The sequence below is a fragment of the Streptomyces sp. NPDC048516 genome (genome assembly GCF_043199875.1).
Classification (GTDB): Bacteria; Actinomycetota; Actinomycetes; order Streptomycetales; family Streptomycetaceae; genus Streptomyces.
In genome coordinates this window covers 104870-130576 of record NZ_JBICWS010000005.1, presented here as the reverse complement: position 1 = coordinate 130576, position 25707 = coordinate 104870, and the positions used below count along the sequence as shown (strand labels likewise).

The following is a 25707-nucleotide window of genomic DNA, read 5'->3' as shown; positions in this document are numbered from 1 at the left end:
GCCGGCCCACGGCACTCGTTGCCGGGCCCTCCGAAGATTGCCCGATACCTCCCGGTAGCGCCCTGACCAGCCCAAGATGCGGTGTGCTGAGCCCGTATATCATGTAATGGCGTCGTGTAGCAGCGGCGCGGGCAGCATGTCGCCTCCGATTCCGGAGAGGGAACATGGCCGCAGACGAAGAGGACGAGGCCGGAGAAATCCGGCGTCCGTCCGGTAAGAAGACCGCCAGGAAGACCGCCAGGAAAACCAGCAGTGTTCGGGCCGGCAGCCGCGAGAGCGAAACGGAGCGCACGGCCCGCCGCGTATCCGCGCCACGTGCGATGCGGTACGCGGCCGAGCAACTGGAAGAGCTGCTGGGCCGGGCGCCCGAGTCCGTCTCCTCGGTGAAGCCGACGGAGGACGGCTGGCAGGCGGACGTGGAAGTCCTGGAGCTGGAACGTGTCCCCGCGACCACCAGCGTGATGGCGACCTACCGGGTGGTACTGGACAAGGAGGGCGAGCTGGTGGCGTACGAGCGCACCCGCCGCTACACCCGAGGCCAGATCGACCGGCGTTGAGGCCCCGGTTGCCGTGGCTAAGCGTTCGCCAGGCGAATGACACGGCCACTCCGCACCAGACGGGGTGAGCCGATGAAGGGAGGCACCGTGACTGTGGTGCCGCAAGGCGGAGGACCCGTCGCCACCGGCGGCGGAGGGGGCTCCGGAAATCTCTACGACATCCTCGACCTGATCCTGGACCGCGGGCTGGTCATCGACGTCTTCGTGCGTGTGTCGCTGGTGGGTATCGAAATCCTCAAGATCGATGCCCGCATCGTCGTGGCGAGCGTCGACACCTACCTGCGCTTCGCCGAGGCCTGCAACCGCCTCGACCTGGAGGAGGGACGCAAGGCGCCCTCCCAGCTGACCGACATCGTCGGCGAGGTCACCGAGGGCGGTTCGCACGGCAAGGCCAAGGGCGCGCTGTCCGGGGCCGCGGAAGCGGTGACCGACGCCCTCAAGGGCGGCGGGGACGAGGAGGGCGAGGAGAGGCACAAGGAGCCCGCCGAGCGGCGCGAGCGCCCGGCTCGCCGGCCGGCCCGGCGCCGAAAGGAATGAGCGATGTCCGTGTACGTGTACTCCATTGTCGCGACCACCCACCCACTACGACTCGAGGGTCTGAACGGGGTGGGGAAACCACCGTCCACCCTGCGCACGGTGCAGACCGAGGAGCTCTCCGCGGTCGTCAGCGACGCTCCCGAGGAGCTGCGTCCCAAACGCCGCGACCTCGCCGCCCACCAGGCCGTCCAGGAGCAGCTGATGGCCGACGGGACGGTCCTGCCCCTGCAGTTCGGCTTCACGACCACCGACGACGACGCCGTGCGGGACGTGCTGGAGGAGCGTGCGGAGGAATTCACCGAGCGGCTGGAGGCGCTGGCGGGCTGCGTCGAATACCACCTGAAGGCCGCCCAGGAGGAGGAGGCGATGCTGCGGCAGATCCTGCGGGAGTCGGATGAGGCCCGTGCGCTCAACGAGCAGATCAGAAGCGGCACCGGAAGCCCGGACCTGCCGCTCGCCCTGGGTGAACTGGTCTCCAAGGAAGTGCAGGCACGGCAGGACCGGCTGGCCGGCCAAGTCCTCGATGCGCTGCGCGGGTTCGCCCAGGAGGAAAGCGGTTCCCAGCCGGCCGGGAACGATTTCCTGAGCGTGTCCTTCCTCGTGGAACGGGACAACGAGAAGAGCTTCCTCGCAGCTGAGCAGGATCTCGCCAAGGAGCTGGGGGAGGACTTCGACCTCCGGCTGCTCGGCCCGCTTCCCGCCTACAGCTTCGTCTAGGGAGGAGCAGGGAGGAGTCATGGGCCTGTTGAGCCAAATCGCCACCTTTCCGCTGGCGCCGGTGCGCGGCGTGGCGTGGGTCATGGAACGCGCGCTGGAGGCCGCGGAGAACGAGTACTACGACCCCGAACCCATCGAACGGGAACTCGCCGAGCTGGAACGGGCCTTGTTGGCGGGAGAGATCTCCGAGGAGGCGTTCGACCGGCGCGAGGACGAACTCCTGGACCGTCTGGACGAGATCAGGGCCCATGCCCAGGGCACCGACACCACCTGACCACGACGGCCGGCGCGGCGGCGGGACGCGGAGACGCGCACCCGTCGCCACGCCGGGAGATGAAGGAAACGAGGTGCAGCGGCCGTGAACGAACCCGTCGCCCGCAGGACGGGTGACTACCCGTCCCGAGCCGGCCCGTACAGCGGCCAGGGATCCTCGGCCAATCTCGCCGACATCCTGGAGCGGGTCCTGGACAAGGGCATCGTCATCGCGGGCGACATCCAGATCAATCTGCTGGACATCGAACTGCTCACCATCAAGCTGCGCCTGCTGATCGCCTCGGTGGACAAGGCGAAGGAGATGGGCATCGACTGGTGGGAGCACGACCCGTCACTCTCCTCCCGCGCCGCCGACGGCCACCACTCGCTCGCGGAGGAGAACAAGCGGCTGCGCGCCGAGATCGCGGCCCTGCGCGAGAGCACCGAGCTGTCCCCGGCCGAGGACGAGGAGGAAGCCGAGGACGAAGCCGGGGACTACGCGGAGGAGGCGGAGGAGGCCGAAGAGTACGAGGAGGCCGGGGACGCCGAGGAGGCGGACCGCCCGGCCGCCACCCGCCGCTCCTCTCGCCCCTCACGCCCCACGCGCACGGCACGCACCAAACGAGCCGCACCCCGTAACAAGCGGCGGGACGAGTCATGATGACCGGGACCGTCACCTACGCCTACGCCGTCGCGCAGGACCCCGACGGCTCGCTGGAGGAGGCCCTGACCGGGCTGCCGGGAGTCGCGGACGGGCCGGTGCACCTGGTGCGCGCGGAAGACCGCGGCGAGGTGGTGGTCGCCGTGGGCGCCGTACCCGAGCAGGACTTCGAAGAGACCGCACTGCGCGCGCATTTGGAGGACCTGGACTGGCTGGAGTCGGTGGCCCGCGCCCACCACCGGGTGATCGAGGCGCTGGCCGCCCGCACCACCGTCCTGCCGCTCCGTCTGGCGACGGTCTACCTCGACGACGCGCGGGTGCGGCAGATGCTCGACACCCGCCAGGAGGCATTCGCCGAGCGGCTGTCCGACCTGGCCGCGCACACGGAGTGGGGCGTGAAGATCTATGTCGAGGCGCCCGCGGCCACCGGCCGGCCCGCCGAGCCGCCCGCGGACGCGGACCTGAGCCCAGGACGGGCCTATCTCAGCCACCGCAAGGCACAGCGGCACGCCCGCGAGGACGCCTACCGGGACGCCGAAGAGGTCGCCCGGCGCGTGGAGGAAGCGGCCCGCGGCCATGCGGTCGACCGGGTCCAGCACCGCGTGCAGCAGGGTGAACTCGCCCGCGGCCCGGGGGAGAACGTCATCAACGACGCCTACCTCGTCCCGCTGGAGCACGGCGAGAGCTTCCGGGCCGACGTCTCCCGGGCAGCGGAGGGAAGCTCCGGGGTGCGCGTCGAGGTCACCGGGCCCTGGGCCCCGTACTCCTTCGCCACGCCCCCCGAAGCCGAACCTCTGAAGCGAGCCGCCCCGTGAGGCCGGCGGGCGGGCCGCCGGCCAAGGCGGACGAGCCCCTGCCGGACCGGCAGATCGCCCTGATCGACCTGCTGGACCGGCTGCTCAGCGGAGGCGTGGTCCTCACCGGGGACATCGTCCTGTCCATCGCCGATATCGACCTCGTACGCGTCTCGCTGCGCGCCCTGATCGTCTCCATCAGCGAACAGAACCCCTCCCCGTGGCGCTCCACCGCACCCCTGGCACAGGACGACGATGACAGCCGGTGACCGTCGCCCCGGCAGCCGCTTCGACGATGTCGCCGATGCGGCCGCCCGTGCCTTCCGGCTGCTGCCCCCCACGCCGCAGGACGTCCGGCCCCCGGCAGGTCCGGGACCACGAAGGCCGGCACACCGGGTCAGCGCCGACCCCGACACGGTCGAGCGGGACCTGATCAAGCTCGTCCTCACCCTGGTCGAGCTGCTGCGCCAGCTCATGGAACGCCAGGCCCTGCAACGGGTCGACGCCGGAGATCTCACCGAGGAACAGGAGGAACGCCTGGGAGCGACACTGATGATCCTCCACGACCGGATGGTGGAACTCTGCGCGCAATACGACCTATCGATGCAGGACCTGAATTTGGATCTCGGTCCGCTCGGGACGCTGTTGCCCCCCGCCGAATGACCTCGAAGGAGTACGACATGGGCATCGGAAAGAAGGCCAGGAACATCGGCCATATCGTCGAGGGAAAGGCCAAGGAGACGACCGGAAAGGCCCTCGGCAACAAGAGCATGCAGCGGAGAGGTAAAACGGAACAGGCCCTGGGGAAAATGCGGCAGGCAGTGGAGAAGGGAAGGGACACCTTCAAGCACTGACGGTTGCGGCACTGACGGCCCGGCTCAGGGCTGTCGCACCGTGTGCGACAGCCCTGAGCCGGGCCCGGTGACCGGCGCGGGGTGACCGGCCCAGCGGCCGGGGCCCGCCCCGGTGCGGCTCAGGGCTCTCGCCGCGCCTGGTCGACGGCCGCGCGGCCGGCCGCGAGCTCCCCGTCGGCGGAGCCGGTGCTGAGCTTGCCGCCGGCGCTCTCCAGGTGCGCCCGGACGAACCACTGGAACAGTTCCAGCGACCGCAGATGCTCGATCAGCAGGTCCTGCGTCACCGGGTCGGTCTTCTCGGTGGCGGCCACCGCCTCGCGATGGCCCTTGATGACCCCCGAGTAGACGACGTCCAGCGCGCCCAGGTGCTCGATCGCCTGCGCCCTTCCGACGGAGTAGTCCTCCCAGGTCCGCTCGGCGGTCAGGGCGCCCGGCGTACCCGTCGGGGAGCCGCCGAGCGTGGCGATGCGTTCCGCCGTGGCGTCGACCATCGAGCGGACGGCCTCGACCTGCGGGTCGAGCATTTCGTGGACGGCGATGAAATGCGGCCCCACGACATTCCAGTGCACATGCTTGAGGGTGAGTGCCAGGTCATTGAGCGCATGCAGCCGGAGCCGCAGCCGCCCGATGACCTCTCCGCCTTCGGCCTCCGTCATGCCGGGAACGGTGTACTCGGGGGAATTGCTCGCAGGCACGGTGAACTCTCCTTTCACCACAGGTGGGGTCTTCCTGTGGTGAAAATCCGCGTGCCCGGTAACTCCGTCAGAAAACACGCACCCGCCCCCGGATTTCCGTGACCCGCCTCCGTGGGCGGGTCACGGACTGCGCGGCCGCACCGGACGCGGTCAGCGCTGGTTGTAGCGGTCGGCCGCCCGTTCGTTGAGGGCGCCGAGCACACTGCGCAGCCGCCGGGCGGGCGGCTGCTCCCCGGCCGCGACCGTCGAGCCGTCGACGGTGCCGCGGGCGCCGTCGCGGGGCAGTACCCGGGCGACGGCCGACACCAGCCGGGTGGTCGTCACCGGCGCGAGCCCGTGTGCTCTGGCCCCGAGCCTGGCGGCCGGTGTCAGCACGATGCGGGGACGACGCCGCTGCAGCGCGGAGACGATGCGCTCCGCGGCCCGTTCGGCGCTCATGGACAGCACCGGGGCCCCGGCCAGCGCCGAGAACCAGGCGTACTCCCGGCGCCGGTCCCCGCCGAAGAGGGCGTGGAGATGCGACCCGGTGCGCATCAGGCCGGGGTGGGCCGCGGTCACCGAGACGCCGCGCGCGCCCTCCTCCGCGCGGAGCCCTTCGGCCAGCGCGGCCACCGCCGACTTGGCGCAGGAGTACGGCAGCAGATGCGGCACCGCCAGCAGCCCCCCGACGGACCCGATGAGCGCCAGCCTGCCGCCGGCCGGGCTGCGCCGGAGGTGGGGGAGCGCGGCGAGGGCGGTGTTCAGGGCGCCGTGGAAGACCGAGTCCATCGCCTCATGGAATCCGTCGGGGCCGAGCGCGTCGGCCGGACCGACCTGGATGATCCCGGCGTTGGCGATGACGATGTCCAGCCCGTCGTGGGCCCTGGCGATCTCCGCGAGGCGGTCCTGCAGCGCCGCCCGGTCCCGCACATCGCACACCACACCGCGCACCGTGCCGCCGCGCCACTGGGCCAGCCTGCCGACGGCCCTGCCGAGTTCGGCCTCGTCGCGGGCCAGCAGCACGACGTCACAGCCGCGCCGCAGCAGTTGCCGGGCCATGAGCAGCCCGAGCCCCCGCGAGCCGCCGGTGACGACGGCGGTGAGCCCTTCGATCGAGGGAGCGGCCGGAAGCACACGCATGACGATCCCTTCCCTTCAGCCGGCGCCGGGCAGCCGTACCCGGACGGTGCCCTCCCCGTCCACGCTCACCTGGAAGGACGGCTGGGGAGCGGTGGCCGGGCCACGCACGTTCGCGCCGTCCGACAGCCGGAAGGTGCTGCCGTGCCAAGGGCACACCACACAGCCGTCGGTGACCGTGCCTTCCGTCAGGGGCCCCGAGAGGTGGCTGCACCGCCCGGCGAGGACGTGGATGTGCCCGCCCGGCAGGCGGACCACCAGCAACGGGACCTCGCCCAGCTCCCGGCGCACCGCCACGCCGACCGGGAAGTCCTCGACCCTGCCCACGGGGTGCCAGCCCTCGTCCAGCAGATGCGGCACCGGCTCCGCCTTGTTGGCACCCGCGGCCTGCCGGTAGGCGAGGTGCCCGCCGAGCATGCCGCCGGTCCCGGCCGCGCACAGTCCCGCGAAGCCGAGCGCCTTGCCCCGTACCGTGTGGCCGCGGCCGCGATGCACCCAGGACCGTGTGTACAGCCCTACGGCCACGGCGATCGACGCCGCGTGCACCAGTCCCGTACGCATCTGGTCCTCGTGCTGCTCGGCCCAGTCCACCCAGCCGGCCCACGCGGCAGGGCCGGCCGTAAGGATGCCCACCCCCACCAGGAGGCGGGCGCCGCGCCCGGTACCCGGGACGGCGTCCAGCACCGCGGCGGACAGCCAGGCGCCCATGGGCACCTGTACCAGGGCGGGGTGCAGCGGGTGGCCGATCGGCAGGCCGTGCAGCACATCGCGGTAGCGGCCCAGGGGCAGGCCGCGTACCACCCGCTGCAACGGGCGGGTCAGCGCATCCAGCTTCTCCAGGCGGCCCAGCGCGTCCAGGGCCGCCACACAGGATTCCGCAGCCCGGGCGGCGGCCCCTGTTGCGGTGGCGCCGCCCGCCGCGAGAGCCGAGAAGGACGCCACTCTCATTCCTCTTCCTCCGGCTCTTCTTCCTCTTCTTCTTCCTCGTACTCCTCCTCGGGCTCTTCCTCTTCCTCCTCCTCGCCCTCTTCGCCTTCGGCCTCCTCGTCCTCGTACTCCTCCTCGCCGTCCTCGCCCTCGTAGCCCTCGGCCTCTTCGTCTTCGGTCTCTTCGCCCTGGGCCTCTTCTTCCTCGATGGCCTCTTCATGGCTCTGTACGACCTCGCCGTCGCGGATTTCCCCGCGCCAGCCCTCGGGCTCTTCATCGGTGAGAGTGACGTAGCGCTGGAAGTGCTTGAAGTCCAGCCGCAGCCGGCGTCCCTGGACCCGCCAGATATTGCCGGTCTTCTCGAAGAATCCCGAGGCGTAGTACTCGACGACCAGCACGATGCGGGTCAGATTGGGCGCCAGCTCGTGAAAACTGACGGCACCGCGGGTCGATCCCTTGGCGCCTTCGGACGTCCAGATGATGCGTTCGTCAGGAACCTGCTCCTGAATCGTCGCCTTCCACCCGCGGGTCGACGGGCCGACCTTGGCCTTCCAGTCACTGGACGTCTCGTCGTGCAGGGACACACTGCGTACGCCCTTGGTGAAGCTGCTGAACTTCTCGTACTGCGTCCAGTGGTCGTAGGCGGTGCGCAGGGGCACCCCGACATCCAGGACTTCGATGATATTGGTGACCTTCTTGTCCCCCGATTTGCGTTTCTTGCCGCCGAAGAGGCCCTTGGCCTTGTCCACCACGGTGTCCTTGACGTTCTCCGCAGTCCCCTTCACGGCGGCTTTGACGGGGGAGTCACCGCCGAGGAGATTGCCCGCGATCTTGGACAGTGAGCCGCCGTTCTCGGCGACATCGGTGAGCTGGCCCGTCACATCCATCAGTTTGTCGCCGGCCCGCTCGGCCAGATTCCCCACCCATTTCGTGGCGTAGTCGCCGAGTTCGCTGCGCAGTCGATCGAGTCCCGAGTCCGCGTTGTCCTGTCCCGTCCTGGCCATGACCGGTTACCTCCGGCGCTCGGTGCGCGATGATGTCTTCTTGGCGGTCTTCTTCGCAGCCGGGGCTGCCTTCTTTCCGGCGGCGGTCTTCTTGGCAGTGGCTTTCTTGGCGGGCGCCGTCTTCTTCGCGGCCGTCTTCCTGGCTGCCGTTTTCTTCGCCGCGGTCTTCTTCGCCGCGGCTTTCTTTGCCGGAGCCGCCTTCTTTGCCGGGGCCTTCTCGGCAGCCTTCCGCGCCGTCGTCGTCTTCTTCGCCGCGGTCTTCTTGGCGGCGGTCTTCTTCGCGGGTGCCGTCTTCTTCGCGGCCGTCCGTCCCGCGGCAGTCTTCTTCCCGGCCGTCTTCTTCGCTGCGGACTTCGCTGCGGACTTCTTGGCCGGCGGCCGCTGCGCGCCCTTCTTCTCCGGTGCGCCCCGTTTCGCCTCCGACGCACGCTCGCGCGGCTCCGGCTTCGCAGCGGCCCGCGGGGTGCGCCGAGCCGGCCGCTCCTCGGGCTCTTCCTCGGGCTCTTCCTCCGGCTCTTCTTCCTCTTCTTCCTCGTCCTCGTACTCCTCCTCCGGCTCTTCCTCCTCCGGTTCCTCCTCTTCCTCGTACTCGTCCTCCTCGTACTCGTCTTCGGGCCCCTCGCCCTCCTCTTCCTCGTCGTACGCGTACTCCCCCTCTTCCTCTTCCTCTTCCTCCTCCGGCTCCAGCCCGATGGCATCGAGCTTGAGGGACCGGTCGTGGAGGGTGTCCGCGAGCGTCGTCAGACGGCGGTTGGCGGCGGTCGTCAGGGCCTTCCGGCCGGCATCCATCACTTCCCCGCGCAGTTGGTCACCCAGCTCCGCGACCTGGGGGATCTCGCCGAGCTTGCGCACCCCCTGGACCACGAGCTGGCGTGGTTCGAGCCCGAATTGGCGTCCGGCGATATAGGACGCCACGGTCAGCGCGAACCGGCCCTTCTTCGTACGGCCCAGCACATAGCCGCCGGCAAGTGCGGCGGCCAGCAGGACCTTGGATGCGTCATTCATGGGTGCGTCACCCTTTCCCGGACTTGCGGCGGATCGGCGTTCGTGCAGGGGCCGCCGCCGCTGCGCGGCACGGTTCTGCCCTCTCTCCAGAGTGATCGGTGTCCGGCCCGGCGCATCTCGAGCGGTCCGAAAGGCTCTGTGCGGTCACCCTGAGGAGGCGCCCGGACCTGCTGCGTGGCGAGGCGCACACGGGTACGGCGCAGGGCGGCAGCGGCGTCACGGCAGGTGTGCGGGTGCCGGGCAACCGACCTACGCTCGGACTATGCCGGGAACACGCCGTGCGCCGTCTCCTATGGGAGTAGGGGGAGCGCGGTGTGTTCGCCGGCGCCGGGCATCGGTGCGCTTGTTGGCGGTGGCCGCGGTGGCGGCGCTGCTCGGCGGGTTCGCCGGAACCCCGGTCGCGGCGGCAGCCGATGATCCGGACCTGACCTCCTTCTACCAGCAGAAACTGTCCTGGGAACCCTGCGGCAAGGATCTGCAGGACGGTGCGCAAAGCGACGGCACCGGTCAGCCGCCCGGCTTCCGCAAGCGTCTGGAGTGCGCCCGGCTGGAGGTCCCACGGGACTACCGCAACCCCGGACGGAACAGGATGCAGGTCCAGCTGATCCGGCTGAAGGCGACCGGGCCCGGTAAACGGATCGGCTCCCTGGTGCTCAACCCCGGGGGACCGGGTGCTTCCGGCGTCAACTACCTGACCGACAGCGGAAGCGCCTTCGCCCGGCTGGGGCAGCGCTACGACATCGTGAGCTTCGATCCGCGCGGCACCGGCCATACCGACCCGGTCTCCTGCGGCAGCAAGCTCGCTCCACCCTCCGGCAAGGGCGCCGACGACAGCCTTGCCGCGAAGGAGAAGCGCATCAACGAGGCCTGCGGCCGCTACTCCGGGGCGTTGCTGCGGTGGGTCGGCACCCCTGATGTCGCCCGGGACATGGACGTCCTGCGCGCCGCGGTCGGCGACGGCAAGCTCAACTACCTGGGGTTCTCGTACGGCACCAGGCTAGGGGCGGTCTACGCCCACGAGTTCCCGCACAAGGTCGGCCGGATGGTCCTGGACAGCGTCGAGGACCCGACCAAGAACCAATGGCAGACCGCGCTGTCCCAGGCCCGGGGGTTCCAGCGGGTGCTGGACGACTTCGCCGCCGACTGCACCCGCCGGCCGGACTGCCCGCTGGGCACCGACGAGCGCAAGGCGCAGGATCAACTGCGTGCGTGGTACCGGGAGCTGAGTGGGCAGCCGATGAAGGTGAAGGGGGAGACGGTGGACGAGACCACCTATGTGTACGCCTTGCGCGAGGCCCTGTACAGCAAGAGCGACTGGCCGGCGCTGCGGCAGGCCCTGGCGCAGCTGCGGCGCGGTGACGCCTCGGGGATCCTCCGCCTGAGTGACGCGGGGAGCGGCAGCGCCGCCCGCGCCGGCACCGTCCCGGCGCGGCGCGTCGGCCAGGACGACCTGCCGTCGCAGGATCAGCTGGCCCTGCGGGCGATCTCCTGCCGGGACACCTCGGAGCGCTACGGCGAACGCGATTACCCCCGGGCGGAGCGCGAACTCACCGAGGCCTCCCCGCTCTTCGGCCCGGACATCGCCCCGACCCTGCTGGACTGCTACTCCTGGCCCGTGGCCGGCGACGACGCCTCCCGGGATGTCGCGGCGCCCGACGCGCCGCCGATTCTGCTCGTCGCGACCACCAATGATCCGGCGACCCCGTACCAGGGTGCCTTCAACATGGCCCGTGAGCTGGACAATTCCAGCATCGTGCTGACCTTCCGCGGGGAGGGGCACGCCGCCTACACCACGGGCGACCCCTGCGTGCAAGGCCAGGTCGATGACTTCCTGCTGAACGGCACCCTGCCGAAGGGGAAGATCTCCTGCGGCTGAGGGCAGTACCGGCGGCGGTGAAGCGCCCCTCCGCCGGCGGCTACCTGTAGTAGCGGTTGTCCTCGACGTCGACGACGGGGGCGCCGGGCGAGGGCGGCTGGGTACGCCGCCGCTTCAGGATGCTCACGTACGTGGCGATGCCGATGATGCCGACGATCATCATGATGATCCCCACCAGGTCGACATTGACCCCTGCGATGTGCCAGTCCACCGCGAACGTGAGGACGGCCCCCACCGCGAGCAGAACGATGCACCCGCCGATTCCCATGGCGTCGCCTCCATAACTGTCCGGCCCGTAAGGCCTGTTGAGGGAGCGCGTACCCCGGGGCGGGCGCCTTATGTGCGCTGGGGGCGGGCGGCGGCCGGTGGTGCCGGGCCCGGGCGGGGCTCAGCCGGCCCGCCGCCCGCCCCCGCTCGCGCTCTTCTTCGCCGGGGCCGCCTTCTTCGCCGTGGTCTTCTTGGCGGCGGTCTTGGCGGCGGACGTCTTCGATGCCGTCTTCTGAGCTGCCGTCTTCTGAGCTGCCGTCTTCTGCGCTGCCGACTTCTTTCCCGTGCTCTTCTTCGCCGTGCTCTTCCTCGCGGTGCGCCCTGACCCGGCGCCGCCGCCCGAGGAGCCCTCGGCGCCCTCGTCCTCGTCCTCGCCGCGGGACTTCCTGGCCGCGCGGACGCTGTCCTGGAGGGCCGCCATCAGGTCCATCACCTGCCCGGTCGGCTGCTCCTCGCCGGCCGGGAATTCCGGCTCGCGATGCGCCAGCTTCGCCGCCACGATCTCTTCGAGCGCTTCACGGTAATGATCGTGCACATCGTCCTCCGACAGCCCACCGAAGGAATCCATCAGCGTCTCGGCGGCCGCCACCTCGGCCGGGGCGACCTCCGCCTGCCGCTCGGGCAGCACCCCGTCCAGTGAGCGGATCTGGTGCGGCCACAGCAGCACCTGCATGACCAGCGCGCCCTCCACCGGGCGGATCATGGCCAGCGTCTCCCGCCCGTGCAGTGCGATCTTGCCGAGCCCGACGCGCTGATGCCGCTCCATCGCCTCGCGCAGCAGGGCGTAGGGCTTGGCCGCGGCGGGGCTGTCGATGCCCAGGTAGTACCCCTTGCCCATCTGCAGCGGGTCGATGTCGCCGCCGGCGACGAAGGCCAGGATCGTCAGCGTCTTCGCGGTCGGCAGCGGCAGTGCGTCCAGATCGTCGTCGCTCAGCGGTACGACGGTGTCGCCGCCGTCGGGCTTGTAGCCCCGGCCGATCTGGTCCGGGGTGATCTCGATGCCTTCCAGCGAGCAGACGGGCTGATTGCGCACCCGGCCGCCGTCCGCCGTATGGATCCGCACAAAGCTGACCGACGTGGAGCTGTCCGTGGCGTTGTACGCGGCGACCGGGATCGTGACCAGGCCGAAGCTGATGGAGAACTTCGCCGTGGGGCGCATGGGGGCCGCCTTCATCGGAGCCATTCGGCACCATGCTAGGCGGGGCGGACGCAGCGTACATCCCGGACGAATCAGGGTGCGCCCATCCGGTGGCGGCCCGGCCCCGGCCCGGCCTGGACCGGCACCGGACCCGTGCTCGACCACCTCCCGCCGCCCCGGCTGCCTGCCGCACCCGGCTGCCTCCCGCACCCGGCTGCCTGCCGCACCCGGCTGCCTGCCGCACCCGGCTGCCTGCCGCACCCGGCTGCCTGCCGCACCCGGCTGCCTGCCGCCCGTTCAGGAGGACGCGGCAGCCGCGACCCGGCCGCTCCGGACCGCCTCCCTGAGCGCCTGGTGATCGAGTTCGTTGCGGTCCGCGTAGCGCTCAGCGAACCGCGCCAGCGCCTCCTCGAAGACCGTGCCGCTGCCGAGATAGGCGCCGATCGCGATCCGGTCGCCGGACCTGGCGTGCGCGCGGGCCAGGGTGGCCCCGCAGCGTACGGCGAACCGCCGCATACCCGTCGGCACCATCCCATCCGCCGGCATGATGCCCTTCCAGTCACGCAACTGGCGTACATAGAAGTCGCGTTGGCGCCCGTCGATGCCGGTGGTCCGCGCCCAGCCGAGGAAGATGTCACCGGCGGCCTGCATCAGCCGCTGGCCGGCCACGACGCGTTCGCCCTGGTGGGGGCAGAGGCTCTGGCCGGCGTAGGCGGCGAGTACGGAATCGTCGGCCTCCTTGGCCTGCAGCAGCAGCGGGTCGTCCGTGTCCTTGCCGAGCAGCAACACGATCCAGCAACGGGTGCCCACACTGCCGACCCCCACGACCTTGCGCGCCACGTCGACGACCCGGTACTGCTCCAGCAGCCGGCGATGATCCGAACGCAGCGTGCGGCCGTAGTCCTGGACCAGTCGGCGGATCTGGTCCGTCAGCTGGTCACGCTCGACGTCCGGCAGCAGATCGTCCAGCGGCACGATCAACGGCGGGTCGGCGGCGATCCGCACCTCGCCGCCGCTCCTCCGGGTCAGTTTGCGATAGGCCTGCACGGTGTCGTGCGTACGGGCCTCCGCGATGGTGCGGGCCAGTCCGGCGCGGCCCCTGCTGGTCAGCTCTTGCGCTTCCTCGGCCTCCACATCGGCCATATCGGCATGGGCGTACCAGACCTCTAGGGTGCGCATGTCCGCGTAGCGGCGCATCTGCTCGCGGTAGGACGCGCCGGCGGCCCGGACGATGCCGGCCCGCACCTTCTCGGGAAAGCCGTTCCCGCGCCCCGCGATGGCCAAGCTCGCCGCCAGCCGTTTGACGTCCCACTCCCACGGGCCGGGCAAGGTCTCGTCGAAGTCGTTGAGGTCGAACATCAGATGGCGTTCGGGGGAGGCCAGCAGCCGGAAATTCAGCAGATGGGCGTCCCCGCACAACTGGGTCCGCAGCCCCGTGGACGGCGTCGTGGCCAGGTCCGCCGCCATGATGGCGGCGGCGCCGCGGTAGAAGCGGAAGGGCGACTCCAGCATCCGCCCGTAGCGGAGGGGCACCAACTCCGGTACCCGCAGGGCCGACTGGCGTTCGATGATGTCCACCGGATCGGTACGGGAAGCCGTCGGGCTGAACTCCGCATGACACGAGCGGGGCACTTCGGAGCGAAGTGCCCTGCCCTGTTCCGCGCGTTCCTGCGGGGTGGGTCCGGAGGTCATGGTGGTTGCCGGATCGGTGCGTGCGCCGGGCCGGTGCGTCAGGTCACCGGGTGGCCGCGGTGTGATGGTGGTTGTCCGTGCACAGCGCCCAGATGATGAAGATGTTGATGGCGACCAGCACGATGGCCCAGAACGGGTAGTGGGGGATCCACAGGAAGTTCGCCAGCGCGCCGAGGCCCGCCAGGATGACGCCGATCACCCGTGCCCACATCGCGCCGGTGGCGAGCAGTGAGACACCCGCGAGGAGGATGATGATGCCCAGGATGAGGTGGATCCAGCCCCAGCCCGTGAGGCTGAAGGAGAACACATAGTTCCGCGTGGTGACGAAGAGCTGGTCGTGCGCGATGGCGGAGATGCCTTCCAGGAAGGCCATGGCGCCACCGAAGATCATCAGTACTGCGGCGAAGGCTGTCCATCCGCTCACGCTGTGCTTCTGCGTGGCCATGGGTCACTCCTCACTTGAGAAACCTGGCCGTCCGAACCGGACCTGCCGACCGTCGATACAGCAAATCCACGTTGGCACAGGTACCGGTCAGCCGCATGTCAGGGACGTTCGAAGGCCTGGAGCACCCCGGCCACCGCAAAGCACAGCGCTCCCGTGAGGGTCCCCCAGTTGGCGACACCGACGCTGACCGGGCTGTCGGTCTCCGGCCGGGTGAAGGCGGCCACCGCGGACACCATGAAGAGCACCGAACCGAGCTGATTGACCGCGACGATCCACCAGCCGAGACTGCGCCGGTGGAGGCACAACAGGCGATGGCAGACCTCGACGACCGCCAGCTGCCCCGAAATCAGGAACAGCAGGCAGCCGATCATGTCGGGCGTCCAGACCAGCCGGTTCATCTGCCGGGCCGTGAGCCCCTGCAGAAACGAATCCAGCAAATTGATGCCGAACACCAGGGTTCCGGCGAACAGCAGGAAGGTGGTCAGCCAGTCGATCCGGCCCGGTTCGTAACTCCACCAGCGGAAACGGTGCGTGGTCAGCGCACCCGCCGTACCCTCCCGGCGGGGCGCGTTGATGGCCTGGACGAGTGAGGCATAGCCGCCGAGGGTGAAGAACGCGCCGCCGATGAAGTAGATCGTGGCGGTCACGGTCGCCCGCTCGGAGCTGAACTGGGCGAGCGCCGCACCGAGGGTGAACAGCGCCCCGCCGAGAAGGAAGGAGACCGCGGCGATGTTGTTGAGCCTGCGCAGCCGGACCAGTGCCGGGGCGTCGGCGCGGCGCGCGCTGGTGCGGGTGGCCCCGGCGGGCCGCACCGCGAGCGTCCCGCGCTTGCGGGCCGCCCGCGACTCCCAGATGGCGGTGCCGCCTGCCGCGAGGGGCCAGGTCAGCCGGGTGGTGAACGGTCCCGCGCCCTCGGCGCGCTCCTCGGAATGGCCCACCTGCCGAGCCTAACGATCCCGTACGGGAATGCCGGTAGCGCCTCGTCAGGTCTCCGGCGTTCCCCCTGCTCCGCCCTGGTGGCGGAGCGGTTCACGGGCTGGCGGCCCACGGGCTCGCAGTCCCCGGGCTCAGGCCCGTGCCAGGCGGGTGCCGGTCAGCTCGATGGCGCGTCGGTGCGGCCTGCCGCGCCGGTGCCCGGCGCGGGGACCGGACCGGGCGCGGGCCCCGGCTCCGGTCCCGGTGTCGGCGGTGCGGGGTGGGGCGGGACCGGGTCCGGTTCGGGCGCCGGCACCGGCGGGGGGACCGGATCGGGTCCCGGCGCGGGGACCGGGCCGGGCGCCGGACCCGGCGTGGGGCCGGGCGGGCCGGGCCCCGGACCCGGTGTGGGCGGTACCGGATCCGGATGGGCGGGTCCTGGAGGTCCTGGTGGCTGTCGCACCGTCATGTGCTCCTCACGCGTCGCTCCTCGGCGGCCGAGCCCTCACGCTCGCCCCGCGCGGTATGCAGGTCTCCTTGCCGGTCCTGCGCCGGCCATGCGAAGCGCTCCCCACGAAGGCGATCATGCGAAGCACTCCCCGCGAACGCCGGCCGTGCGAAGCGCTCGCCACGAGCGCGGCTGCCCGGCGTACGTCCCCACTCTGCGACGGCGGGCGGCACTCGGCGAGACGGGAGGCGGGCGGGCGCGGCGCCGCGCACCCCGTCACCCGGACGCGCGAGCCTAGGACGGCCGGGAGCGGGTACCCCCGCCGCATGAACGTCACGGACCCCGGCACGCACGCGGACCCGGTCACGGAAACGGCCACGGACCGGGCCGCGGAAACGGCCACGGACACGGTGCGCGCGGGCCGCCGCACGGTGGAGATCCACCGTCCGGACAAGGTGCTGTTTCCTGACGACGGCCTGACCAAGGCCGATGTCGTCGGTTACTACCGACAGGTGGCCGCGTCGATGCTCCCGCAGCTGCGGGGACGGCCGCTGATGCTGGAGCGGCTTCCGGAGGGGCTGGGCGGCCCTCAGTTCATGCAGAAGGACACCCCGGACCACTACCCCGACTGGATCCGGCGGGCTCGGGTCACCAAGGAGGGCGGCAGCGTCACCCATACCGTCTGCGACGACAAGGCGACCCTCCTCTTCCTCGCCGACCAGGCATGTCTCACCTTCCACCGCTGGCTGTCGCGTGCCGGCCGGCCCGGCCATCCGGACCGGCTGGTGTTCGACCTGGACCCGCCGGGACCGGACTTCGAGACCGTACGGGAGGCGGCCCGGCAGCTCTGCGCGCTGCTCGATGAGCTCGGCCTGCCGTCCTTCCTGATGACCACCGGGTCGAAGGGGCTGCATGTCACCGTCCCACTGGACGGCACCGGTGACTTCGACGCGGTACGCGGCTTCGCCCAGGAGGTGGCGCAGGTGCTGGCAGAGCGTCATCCGGACCGGCTGACCACCGCCGTACGCAAGAAGTCGCGCGGCGACCGGCTCTACCTCGATGTGCAGCGCAATGCCTATGCGCAGACGGCCGTCGCCCCTTGGTCGCTGCGGCCCCGGCCGGGCGCCCCGGTCGCCGTGCCGATCAGCCGGACGCAGCTCGACGACCCACAACTCACCGCGCGGAGCTGGACGTTGAAGGATATCGCCGGAGTCCTGGAGCAGGCGGGGGCACGGCCGTGGTCCGGGGTGCCGGCCCGCGGGCGTTCGCTGAATCCGGCACGACGGCGGCTGAACGCCTTGCGGTGAGCGGGTGAGCGGGTGAGCGGGTGAGCGGGTCCGGTGGGCGCCGGTGGCGGGGCCCGCCCCGTCCGGCGCACCTCACCCCTCCCGCGCCGCCTCGTCCTGCCCGGATCCGCCGTCGCGCCCGGACCCGCCGTCCTGCCCGGGCTCGCCGTCCACCGCCCGGTCCAGCCGCCGCCGCTCCTGACGCGCCCGTTCCCGGTCCCCCGGCGAGGCTTCCGTGACGTCCAGGAAGACCTGGTCGGCGAGCGGCCATCGCTCGCGGATGGTCGTCTTCAGCCGTACCAGGACCTCCTCGACCTCCTCGCTGTCCAGGCCGGCGACGAGATCGACACGGGCCGCGACCAGCGTCGACCGGGTCCCCAGCCGCATCGACAGCAGGGTGGCCACGGTGTCGATCTCCGGCTGCTCCTCCAGGAACTCCAGGAGTGCCCGGCGCAGAGCCGGGTCGGCGGCCTCCCCGATGATCTGGCCGCGTGACTCCTTGGCGAGCTGGTAGGCGACGAACACCAGCAGCGCACCGATGAGCATGGACGCCCAGGCCTCCCACTGGACCTCTCCGGTGATCATGTGCAGTCCCAGGCCGGCCATGGCGAGCACCACGCCGAAGCAGGCCGTCGAGTCCTCGGCCAGCACCGTCCGCAACGCGGGGTCGTCGGCCGAGCGGATCGCCTCCCGGATGCTCCGGCCGGTCCGCCGCGCCTGGCCGGCCACCTGCAGCACGGCGCGGACCAGCGAGGAGCCCTCGGCGACCAGCGCGACCGCGAGCACGATGAGGCCGACGACATAGCCCGTATGGCTCTCCGAGCTGCCCGAGCGCAGTGCCTCGATGCCCTGGAAGACGGCGAAGCAGCCGCCCATGACGAAGATGCCGACGGCGGCGAGCAGGGACCAGAAGTACCGCTCCTTCCCGTAGCCGAAGGGGTGCTCGCTGTCGGGCGCGCGCGTGCTGCGCTTGAGCGAGGCGAGCAGAAAGATCTCGTTGAGGCTGTCGGCCACCGAGTGGGCGGCCTCGGAGAGCAGCGCGGGCGAGCCCGCGAACAGCCCACCGAGCACCTTGGCGAGGGCGATCACCAGATTGGCGCCGAGCGCCACGAAAACGGTGACCGCGGTCCGGCTGTCCTCCTGGTCCTTGCCCTCCTCCTGCTCCGTTCGGCCGGTGGAGTGATGCGCGGTCTGAGCGTGCTGGGACAAGCGGGGCCTCCCCGTCGTCGGTTGGACAGCCGAAGCGATCGTAGCCGCCGGGCCGGGCGGTGTATCCGGTGCGGAGCCGGTGCGCCCCACGGCAGCGGCGCCTTCGCCCCGGTCCGCTGTGCGGGAGCGTCCGGCCGGATGCCGTCAGCTCGCCCAGGTCCAGTCGGCGACCTCCGGCAGATCGGTGCCGTGTTCCCGGATCCAGGCGTGGTGGCGGGTACGGACGTCCGCCATCTCCTGCCGCAGCGCGACGGCGCGCACCCCGAGGCCCGGGACCCGGTCGATCACATCCATCACCAGCCGGTACCTGTCGAGATCGTTGCGCACGACCATGTCGAAGGGCGTGGTCGTGGTGCCCTCCTCCCGATAGCCGCGGACATGCAGATTCGCGTGGCCGGCGCGGCGGTAGCAGAGCCGGTGGATCAGCCACGGGTAGCCGTGGTAGGCGAAGATGACCGGCTTGTCGCGGGTGAACAGGGCGTCGTACTCGGGGTCGGGCATGCCGTGCGGGTGCTCTCCGGACGGCAGCAGCCGCGCCATGTCGACGACGTTGACCACCCGCACCGTCAGCTCCGGCAGATGCCGGCGCAGCAGGGAGGCCGCCGCCAGGGTCTCCTGCGTCGGCACGTCCCCGGCGCAGGCCAGCACGACATCGGGGGTGGTGGTCTCCGCTTTTCGAGCGGAGCCGGAAACTCGGGGAACGGTGCCGTCCTCGGTGCCCGCCCACTCCCAGGCACCGGCGCCGCGCGCGCAGTGGGCACGGGCCTCGTCCAGGCTGAGCCAGTCGAAGCCCGGCTGTTTGCCGGCCACGATCACATTGACGTAGTCGCGGCTGCGCAGCGCATGATCGGCCACCGCGAGCAGGGTGTTGGCGTCCGGCGGCAGATAGACCCGGACCACCTCCGGGCTCTTGTTGAGGATGTGGTCGACGAAGCCGGGGTCCTGGTGCGAGAAGCCGTTGTGGTCCTGCCGCCAGACGTGGGAGGTCAGCAGGTAGTTCAGCGAGGCGATGGGGCGCCGCCAGGGCAGCCGGCGCGCGGTCCGCAGCCATTTGATGTGCTGGTTGACCATGGAGTCGACGATGTGCGCGAACGCCTCGTAGCTGGAGAAGAGCCCGTGCCGACCGGTCAGCAGATAGCCCTCCAGCCAGCCCTGGCACAGATGCTCGGAGAGCACCTCCATGACCCGGCCGTCGTGCGCAAGGTGCTCGTCGGTGCCGAGGGTGGCGGCCTGCCAGGCCTTGCCGGTGGTGTCGTAGAGCGCTTCCAGGCGGTTCGACGCGGTCTCGTCGGGACCCACGACACGGAAGTCGCGGCGCTCGGCGGTGGCCTCCATGACCGCTGCCAGCAGCCCGCCCAGCACCCGGGTCGGCTCGTGCAGTCCGCTGCCGCGCGTGCCGACCTCCACCGCATACCGCTCCAGCGGCGGGACGGGCAGATCGCGCAGCAGCAGACCGCCGTTGGCATGCGGTGAGGCGCCCAGCCGGCGCGACCCCTCGGGCACACAGGCGAGCACGTCAGGCCGCGGCCGGCCCTCGTCGTCGAACAGCTCCTGCGGACGGTAGGACCGCAGCCACTCCTCCAGCTGCCGCAGATGCCCCGCGTCGTCGCGTACCCCGGGCAGCGGTACCTGGTGGGCGCGCCAGGTCCCTTCGACGGGCTGCCCGTCGACCTCGTGCGGACCGGTCCAGCCCTTGGGCGTACGGAGCACGATCATGGGCCAGCGGGGGCGCTCCGTCACCCCTTCGGTACGGGCCCGGCGCTGGATGGCGGCGATCCGGTCCAGTGCACCGTCCATGGCGGTGGCCAGCGCCTGATGGACCGTCGCCGGGTCGTCGCCCGCGACATGGATCGGCTCGTGGCCGTAGCCGCGCAGCAGGGCGTCCAGCTCGTCCCGCGGGATCCGGGCGAGCACCGTCGGGTTGGCGATCTTGTAGCCGTTGAGGTGCAGCACGGGCAGCACCGCGCCGTCGTGCACCGGGTCCAGGAACTTCGTGGCGTGCCAGGACGCCGCGAGCGGCCCGGTCTCCGCCTCGCCGTCACCGACCACACAGGCGACGAACAGCTCCGGGTTGTCGAACGCGGCGCCGTAGGCATGGGTGAGGGAGTAGCCCAGCTCACCGCCCTCATGGATCGACCCCGGGGTCTCGGGGGCGACATGGCTGGGCACTCCGCCGGGGAACGAGAACTGCCGGAAGAGCCGGGCCATGCCCTCGCCGTCCCGGGTGACATCCGGGTAGGTCTCGGAGTACGTGCCGTCCAGCCAGGAATTGGCCACCACGGCCGGGCCGCCGTGCCCCGGCCCCCACACGCACAGGGCATCCAGCTCACGGGCCTTGATGACGCGATTGAGGTGGGTGTGCACCAGGTTCAGGCCGGGCGAGGTGCCCCAGTGGCCCAGCAGCCGCGGTTTGATGTGCTCGGGCCGCAGCGGCGCCGTCAGCAGCGGATTGGCCATCAGGTAGATCTGTCCGGCGGACAGATAGTTGGCGGCCCGCCAGTGGGCGTCGAGACGGTGCAGCTCGGCGGCGTCGAGGGGCCCCGGCGGCGCCGGGGCCCCGCTCGTCCCCGCCCCTGCCGAGTTCTCCGTATCGTGCATGCTCATCTCCCTGTCACGGTGGCGTGCGACCGGAGCCGTCCCCCGTTCAGTCGGGCGGCTCGGGGGCCGGGTGCTCGCCCGGTTCCGCGCCGGGTGGCTCCTCCGGTTCCGGGCCCGGCTCCTCCGGTTCCGGCTCGGCGGGGGCCGGGTCGTGCGGCACCGGGTGCGGGTCACTCGGCACCGGCTCCGGCCCCTGGGGCGTCGGTTCGGTGGTCATGGCGTGGACGGTCGTCAAGGTCATGGCGCTCTCCTTCCTCCCCATCGTCCGTCCAATGCACGTCGTCGGCCCGTTCAGGAAAGAATCCGCGGGCAAGGCGGTGAAGCCCTCCGTGCACGGGGTGATGACGTGGTTCCTGCCCCTCATGACGGACACAGGGCGTGTGCCCGGGTCCGGCCGGCGGATGCCTCAGAACACGTCAGTACACGTCGCGGACGTAGCGCTTCTCCGCCGCGAGCTGCTTGACGTAGCCGGCCGCCGCCTCCTCCGCCAGACCGCCGTGGGCGACGGCGATGTCCCGCAGCGCACGGTCGACGTCCTTGGCCATCCGGGACGCGTCGCCGCACACATAGAAATGGGCGCCGTCCTGGAGCCAGGACCACAGCTGGGCGCCGTGTTCGCGCATCCGGTCCTGGACGTAGACCTTGGCGCGCTGATCGCGGGAGAAGGCGGTGTCCAGGCGGGTGAGCAGCCCGTCCTGGCGCAGCCGGCCCAGCGCCTCCTCGTGGTAGAAGTCCGTGGCCCGGCGCTGCTCGCCGAAGAAGAGCCAGTTGGGGGCGCGGTGACCGCGGGCCCGCCGCTCGTCGAGGAAGCCGAGGAAGGGCGCGACGCCGGTGCCGGGCCCCACCATCACCATCGGGGTGGCCGGATCGGCCGGCGGCCGGAAGTGGGCGGCGCGCTGGACGAACACCGGCACCGGGCACCCGGGCTCGGCATCGGCCAGAAAGGTGGAGGCGACGCCCTTCCGCGGGTGCCCCTGACGGTTTTCGTAGCGGACCACGGAGACCGTCAGCTTGACCAGGGCGGGATCGCTCAGCGGGCTCGACGAGATGGAGTACAGCCGCGGCTGCAGGCGGGTGAGGACGCCCGCCCACTCCGCCGCGCCGGCCCGCACCGGGTGTTCGGCGAGCACGTCGACGGCCTGCCGGCTCCAGGCCCACTGGGCCAACTCGCCCTTGTTGTCCGGCCGCAGCAGCTTCTTGAGAACCCGGTCACCGGTGCGTTCGGTGATCAGCCGGAGGAGCCCGGGGGTGATCCGGGCGATATCGAGATGGCGGTGCAGGGCCTCGCCCAGCGGCACCGTGCCGAGGCCCGCGAGGTCGACGCCGGCGGCGGGATCGAGGCCGGTGACCGCCAGCCACTCCGCGACGAGGTCCGGGCAGTTCCGCGGCAGCACGCCGAGCGCGTCGCCGACCTCGTAGTCCAGGGGCGGACCGTCGCCGTCACGGGTGTCGAAGGTGAACTGCCGCACCTCCTTGGTGGCCCCGGGGCGGCTGAGCAGCTGATTGCCGACGAGGCGGACGGTGGCGGGCGCGGCCTTGGAGGGGCGGGCCGGGGCGGCGGGCGCCGGCGCGGCGGCCTCCGGGGCGGGAGCCGCGGGGGCCGGGGCCCCGGCGGCGCCGGTGTCCGCCTCTTCGCCCGGCTCCGTGCCGGGCCCCAGGGCCGTGAGGACCTGGTCGAGCCACTGCCCCGCCGGCTCCTCGTAGTCCGGTTCGCAGTCCGTGCGCGGCGCCAGCCGCTCCGCGCCCAGCTCGGCGAGCCGGGTGTCGAGGCGGCGGCCGTGGCCGCAGAAGTCGTCGTACGAGGAATCGCCCAGCGCGAGGACGGAGTAGCGCACACCGTCCAGCCGCGGGCTGTCCGGCGCGTTCAGGGTCTCCCAGAAACCCGCCCCGTTGTCGGGGGCGTCGCCGTCACCGAAGGTGCTGGTGACCAGCAGCAGATCCGCGCCGCGGGGCAGGGTGGCCGGTGCGCTGTCGGCCATGCTCAGCAGCGTCGCGTCCCGCCCGCTGCCCTGCAGTCGCCGGGCCGTGTCGGCGGCGGCCTCTTCCGCGTTGCCGGTCTGTGAGGCCCACAGGACCAGGACCGTACGGGCGGGCGAGGCACCGGCCCCTTCCGCGGAGTCCGCCGGGCTCGCCGCCGTCGCAGGCCGGGTGTCCGGCGCCCGCGAGAACATCCCGGCCAGCACGCCGTTGACCCACAGTGCGCTCTCCGGAGCGAAGGGGGCGTGAGAGGGCAGGACGGGCGTGCCGGCGGCGGTCCCGGAGCCCAGCCCGGCGAGGAAGCCGGACAGGTAGCGGCGTTCGTGGTCGGCCAGCACCGGCGGGGCTGCGCCGGCGAGCTGGAAGACGTCGGACAGCACCGCCACCGCCCCCTGGGCGTCCGGGTTCCGGCCCGCGCCGGGGCCTTGGCCCGTACGGGCGTCCTGGTCCGTCCCGGCCCCGGGCGCGCCGCCCGTATGCGCCGAGCCCGCCCCTGCCGGCCCGTGCCCCGCCTCGCCCGCCACCCTGGCCAACGACACCGCGCACACCTTGAACTCGGGCTGGAAGGAGACCGGATCGACCGCGTCATGGGTGACCGCATTGACGCTGAGGTACTCGCCGAACAGATCGTTCCAGTGGAACGGCGCAAAGCAGTTCCCGGGCCGTACCCGGTCGGTCAGCACGGCGGGCAGCACCGCCCGGCCGCGCCGCGAGGCGACCTCGACGGTGTCGCCCTCCGCGATGCCCAGCGTCCGGGCATCGTCCGGATGGAGTTCCACGAACGGGCCGGGGTTGAGCTTGTTCAGCTTGGCGACCTTGCCGGTCTTGGTCAGGGTGTGCCACTGGTGCGGCAGCCGTCCGGTGTTCAGCACATACGGGAAGTCGTCGTCGGGCAGCTCGGCCGCCGGAAGGTGCGGACGGGCGAAGAAGGCGGCCCGGCCGCTGGCGGTGGGGAAGGACAGCCGGGGACGGGTGCCGTCCGGCCGCTCCTGAAGGGTCTGGCTGCTGCCGTCGTTGAGGTAGCGCACCGGATTGCGGTCGGGACCGCCGGCGGCCGCGCTCGGCCACTGCACCGGCGTGTGCCGCAGCCGCTCATAGCTCACTCCGCGCAGGTCATAGCCGGTCCGCGGGTTCCAGGCGCGTTTGATCTCCTCGAATATCTCCTCCGCGCTCTCATAGCCGAAGGCGTCCTCGTAGCCCATCTCGCAGGCGATCCGGGCGATGATCCGCCAGTCCGGCCAGGCCTCGCCGGGAGCGTCGGCGGCCTGCCGCACCAGCGTCAGATTGCGCTCCGAATTGACCATCACGCCCTCGGACTCGGCCCACATGGCGGCCGGCAGCACCACATCGGCGTACGCATGGGTCTCGGTCTCCGCGAAGACGTCCTGGGAGACGACGAACTCGGCCGCCTCCAGCCCCTCGATGACCGTCCGGCGGTTGGCGACCGAGGCGACGGGGTTGGTGCAGATGATCCAGCACGCCTTGATGTCCCCGTCCGCCATCTTCCGGAACATCTCGACGGTTCCCCGGCCGGGATCGTCCGCCCGCAAGGTCCCCGGCTCCAGGCCCCAGAGGTCTTCGACGAAGGCCCGGTCCCCGTCCACCAGCGTCGAGCGCTGGCCGGGCAGCCCCGGGCCCATGTAGCCCATCTCGCGGCCGCCCATCGCATTGGGCTGGCCGGTGAGCGAGAAGGGGCCGCTGCCGGGGCGGCAGATCGCACCGGTCGCCAGATGCAGGTTGATCAGTGCGTTGGTGTTCCAGGTGCCGTGGGTGCTCTGGTTCAGGCCCATGGTCCAGCAGCTCATCCAGTCGCCGGCCGCGCCGATCCACTCGGCGGCCAGGCGGAGGTCCGCCTCCGGTATCCCGGTGATCTCCGAGACCACCGGGGGCGGATAGTCCCGCAGGAAGTCCGGCATCGCCTCCCAGCCCTCGGTGTGCTCGGCGATGAACTCCTTGTCGATGGCACCGCTTTCGACCAGCAGGTGCAGCAGGCCGTTGAGCAGCGCCAGATCGGTACCCGGCGCGATCGGCAGGAACAGATCGGCCTTGGCGGCGGTGGCGGTGCGCCGGGGGTCGACCACGATCAGCTTGGCGCCCGCCTTCATCCTCTCCCGCATCCGCAGGAAGAGGATCGGATGGCAGTCGGCCATGTTCGAGCCGATGACGAAGAAGACCTCGGCGTGCTCGAAGTCCTGGTACGAGCCGGGCGGGCCGTCCGCGCCCAGCGACAGCTTGTAACCGCTTCCCGCGCTCGCCATGCACAGCCGCGAGTTGGACTCGATGTGCCGGGTGCGGACGAAGCCCTTAGCGAGCTTGTTCGCCAAGTACTGTGCCTCCAGGGTCATTTGACCCGACACGTAGAGGGCGAGGGCGTCCGGTCCGTGCTCGTCGACGATCTCGCGCAGTCGCCCGGCGGTCTGCTTGACCGCCGTGTCCATCGCCTCGGCCGCCGGTTCGTCGCCGCGGTCCGCGCGCACCAGGGCACTCGACAGCCGCCCCGGCGCGGCGAGCAGTTCGGCGCTGGTCGCGCCCTTGGTGCACAGCCGTCCGCCGTTCGCCGGGTGGGCCTTGTCGCCGGTCGCCTTGCGGACCGTCCGCCGCCCGTCCGGACCCGTCGCCACGTCCAGCACGATCCCGCAGCCGACGCCGCAGTACGAGCATGCCGTCCGCACCTGCGTGATGCTCTCGGCCGGCGGTTCCGGTGCGGTCACGGGTGGTCCCCTTCGTGGTCGGATGC

The 25707-nt window shown here is 71.3% G+C and carries 25 protein-coding genes; 11 read left to right on the top strand and 14 right to left on the bottom strand.

Going from position 1 to position 25707, the window contains the following annotated elements; genetic code table 11:
• The first annotated feature begins 164 nt into the window (after positions 1-164).
• The 9 genes from ACGFR7_RS12305 to ACGFR7_RS12265 all read left to right on the top strand — a co-directional run bounded on the left by ACGFR7_RS12305 (position 165) and on the right by ACGFR7_RS12265 (position 4372).
• On the top strand, positions 165-557 hold the full coding sequence (locus tag ACGFR7_RS12305) for a gas vesicle protein (RefSeq protein ID WP_393316825.1): 393 nt from the start codon (positions 165-167) through the stop codon (positions 555-557).
• A gap of 87 nt (positions 558-644) precedes the next feature.
• The gene (locus tag ACGFR7_RS12300; protein ID WP_393316823.1) at positions 645-1094 is read left to right on the top strand and encodes a gas vesicle structural protein GvpA; all 450 of its coding nucleotides are present in this window, start codon (positions 645-647) and stop codon (positions 1092-1094) included.
• Positions 1095-1097: 3 nt separating this feature from the next.
• The gene (locus ACGFR7_RS12295) at positions 1098-1811 is read left to right on the top strand and encodes a GvpL/GvpF family gas vesicle protein (RefSeq protein WP_393316820.1); all 714 of its coding nucleotides are present in this window, start codon (positions 1098-1100) and stop codon (positions 1809-1811) included.
• Between the two features lie 19 nt (positions 1812-1830).
• Positions 1831-2085, top strand: coding sequence for a gas vesicle protein GvpG (locus ACGFR7_RS12290; RefSeq protein ID WP_328388949.1), 255 nt, complete (start codon positions 1831-1833; stop codon positions 2083-2085).
• Positions 2086-2169: 84 nt separating this feature from the next.
• A complete protein-coding gene (locus ACGFR7_RS12285) occupies positions 2170-2724 on the top strand; it encodes a gas vesicle protein (RefSeq protein WP_393316818.1) in 555 nt (184 codons plus the stop codon).
• The gene (locus ACGFR7_RS12280; RefSeq protein ID WP_393316815.1) at positions 2721-3539 is read left to right on the top strand and encodes a GvpL/GvpF family gas vesicle protein; all 819 of its coding nucleotides are present in this window, start codon (positions 2721-2723) and stop codon (positions 3537-3539) included. The genes ACGFR7_RS12285 and ACGFR7_RS12280 overlap by 4 nt, the downstream gene beginning before the upstream one ends.
• Positions 3536-3787: a gas vesicle protein gene (locus tag ACGFR7_RS12275; RefSeq protein WP_393316812.1), complete on the top strand. Its 252-nt coding sequence runs from the start codon at positions 3536-3538 to the stop codon at positions 3785-3787. The genes ACGFR7_RS12280 and ACGFR7_RS12275 overlap by 4 nt, the downstream gene beginning before the upstream one ends.
• Positions 3774-4181, top strand: a complete 408-nt coding sequence (locus ACGFR7_RS12270; protein WP_393316809.1) for a gas vesicle protein K — start codon at positions 3774-3776, stop codon at positions 4179-4181. Before ACGFR7_RS12275 ends, ACGFR7_RS12270 begins: the two co-directional genes overlap by 14 nt.
• Before the next feature lie 17 nt (positions 4182-4198).
• Positions 4199-4372 (top strand): CsbD family protein, encoded by a 174-nt coding sequence (locus ACGFR7_RS12265; protein WP_393316806.1) that lies wholly within the window; start codon positions 4199-4201, stop codon positions 4370-4372.
• A gap of 119 nt (positions 4373-4491) precedes the next feature.
• Here the strand turns inward: ACGFR7_RS12265 and ACGFR7_RS12260 are convergent, their stop codons facing one another.
• From ACGFR7_RS12260 to ACGFR7_RS12240, 5 genes are all read right to left on the bottom strand, one after another.
• On the bottom strand, positions 4492-5067 hold the full coding sequence (locus tag ACGFR7_RS12260; RefSeq protein WP_393316803.1) for a Dps family protein: 576 nt from the start codon (positions 5065-5067) through the stop codon (positions 4492-4494).
• Between the two features lie 150 nt (positions 5068-5217).
• Positions 5218-6186 carry an SDR family NAD(P)-dependent oxidoreductase gene (locus tag ACGFR7_RS12255; RefSeq protein ID WP_393316800.1) on the bottom strand — a complete coding sequence of 323 codons (969 nt, stop codon included), beginning with the start codon at positions 6184-6186 and terminating at the stop codon, positions 5218-5220.
• A 15-nt stretch (positions 6187-6201) separates the two neighbouring features.
• Positions 6202-7131 (bottom strand): Rieske 2Fe-2S domain-containing protein, encoded by a 930-nt coding sequence (locus ACGFR7_RS12250; RefSeq protein ID WP_393316797.1) that lies wholly within the window; start codon positions 7129-7131, stop codon positions 6202-6204.
• On the bottom strand, positions 7128-8114 hold the full coding sequence (locus ACGFR7_RS12245) for an SRPBCC family protein (RefSeq protein WP_393316794.1): 987 nt from the start codon (positions 8112-8114) through the stop codon (positions 7128-7130). The genes ACGFR7_RS12250 and ACGFR7_RS12245 overlap by 4 nt, the downstream gene beginning before the upstream one ends.
• A gap of 6 nt (positions 8115-8120) precedes the next feature.
• On the bottom strand, positions 8121-9119 hold the full coding sequence (locus ACGFR7_RS12240; protein WP_393316791.1) for a histone protein: 999 nt from the start codon (positions 9117-9119) through the stop codon (positions 8121-8123).
• A gap of 352 nt (positions 9120-9471) precedes the next feature.
• Here ACGFR7_RS12240 and ACGFR7_RS12235 point away from each other — a divergent pair, with 352 nt between their 5' ends.
• Positions 9472-10995 (top strand): alpha/beta hydrolase, encoded by a 1524-nt coding sequence (locus ACGFR7_RS12235; RefSeq protein WP_393316788.1) that lies wholly within the window; start codon positions 9472-9474, stop codon positions 10993-10995.
• A 40-nt stretch (positions 10996-11035) separates the two neighbouring features.
• Here the strand turns inward: ACGFR7_RS12235 and ACGFR7_RS12230 are convergent, their stop codons facing one another.
• From ACGFR7_RS12230 to ACGFR7_RS12210, 5 genes are all read right to left on the bottom strand, one after another.
• Positions 11036-11263, bottom strand: a complete 228-nt coding sequence (locus tag ACGFR7_RS12230) for a DUF6458 family protein (RefSeq protein WP_393316785.1) — start codon at positions 11261-11263, stop codon at positions 11036-11038.
• 120 nt (positions 11264-11383) lie between these two features.
• Entirely contained in the window at positions 11384-12421 is a 1038-nt protein-coding gene (locus ACGFR7_RS12225) for a Ku protein (protein WP_393317593.1), read from the bottom strand.
• Between the two features lie 276 nt (positions 12422-12697).
• Positions 12698-14092, bottom strand: coding sequence for a DUF2252 domain-containing protein (locus ACGFR7_RS12220; protein WP_393316782.1), 1395 nt, complete (start codon positions 14090-14092; stop codon positions 12698-12700).
• Between the two features lie 43 nt (positions 14093-14135).
• Positions 14136-14537 (bottom strand): hypothetical protein, encoded by a 402-nt coding sequence (locus tag ACGFR7_RS12215; RefSeq protein ID WP_393316779.1) that lies wholly within the window; start codon positions 14535-14537, stop codon positions 14136-14138.
• 98 nt (positions 14538-14635) lie between these two features.
• Positions 14636-15475 carry a hypothetical protein gene (locus ACGFR7_RS12210; protein ID WP_393316776.1) on the bottom strand — a complete coding sequence of 280 codons (840 nt, stop codon included), beginning with the start codon at positions 15473-15475 and terminating at the stop codon, positions 14636-14638.
• Positions 15476-16310: 835 nt separating this feature from the next.
• On the opposite strand from ACGFR7_RS12210, the gene ligD reads away from it, so the two are divergent.
• The gene (ligD, locus tag ACGFR7_RS12205; protein WP_393317591.1) at positions 16311-17207 is read left to right on the top strand and encodes a non-homologous end-joining DNA ligase; all 897 of its coding nucleotides are present in this window, start codon (positions 16311-16313) and stop codon (positions 17205-17207) included.
• Between the two features lie 72 nt (positions 17208-17279).
• On the opposite strand, the gene ACGFR7_RS12200 is transcribed toward ligD, so the two are convergent.
• The 4 genes from ACGFR7_RS12200 to ACGFR7_RS12185 all read right to left on the bottom strand — a co-directional run bounded on the left by ACGFR7_RS12200 (position 17280) and on the right by ACGFR7_RS12185 (position 25681).
• A complete protein-coding gene (locus ACGFR7_RS12200; protein WP_393316773.1) occupies positions 17280-18395 on the bottom strand; it encodes a cation diffusion facilitator family transporter in 1116 nt (371 codons plus the stop codon).
• 144 nt (positions 18396-18539) lie between these two features.
• A complete protein-coding gene (locus ACGFR7_RS12195) occupies positions 18540-20999 on the bottom strand; it encodes a phosphoketolase (RefSeq protein ID WP_393316770.1) in 2460 nt (819 codons plus the stop codon).
• Between the two features lie 40 nt (positions 21000-21039).
• Positions 21040-21234 (bottom strand): hypothetical protein, encoded by a 195-nt coding sequence (locus ACGFR7_RS12190; protein ID WP_393316767.1) that lies wholly within the window; start codon positions 21232-21234, stop codon positions 21040-21042.
• A gap of 175 nt (positions 21235-21409) precedes the next feature.
• Positions 21410-25681 carry a molybdopterin-dependent oxidoreductase gene (locus tag ACGFR7_RS12185; protein WP_393316764.1) on the bottom strand — a complete coding sequence of 1424 codons (4272 nt, stop codon included), beginning with the start codon at positions 25679-25681 and terminating at the stop codon, positions 21410-21412.
• Positions 25682-25707: the final 26 nt, after the last annotated feature.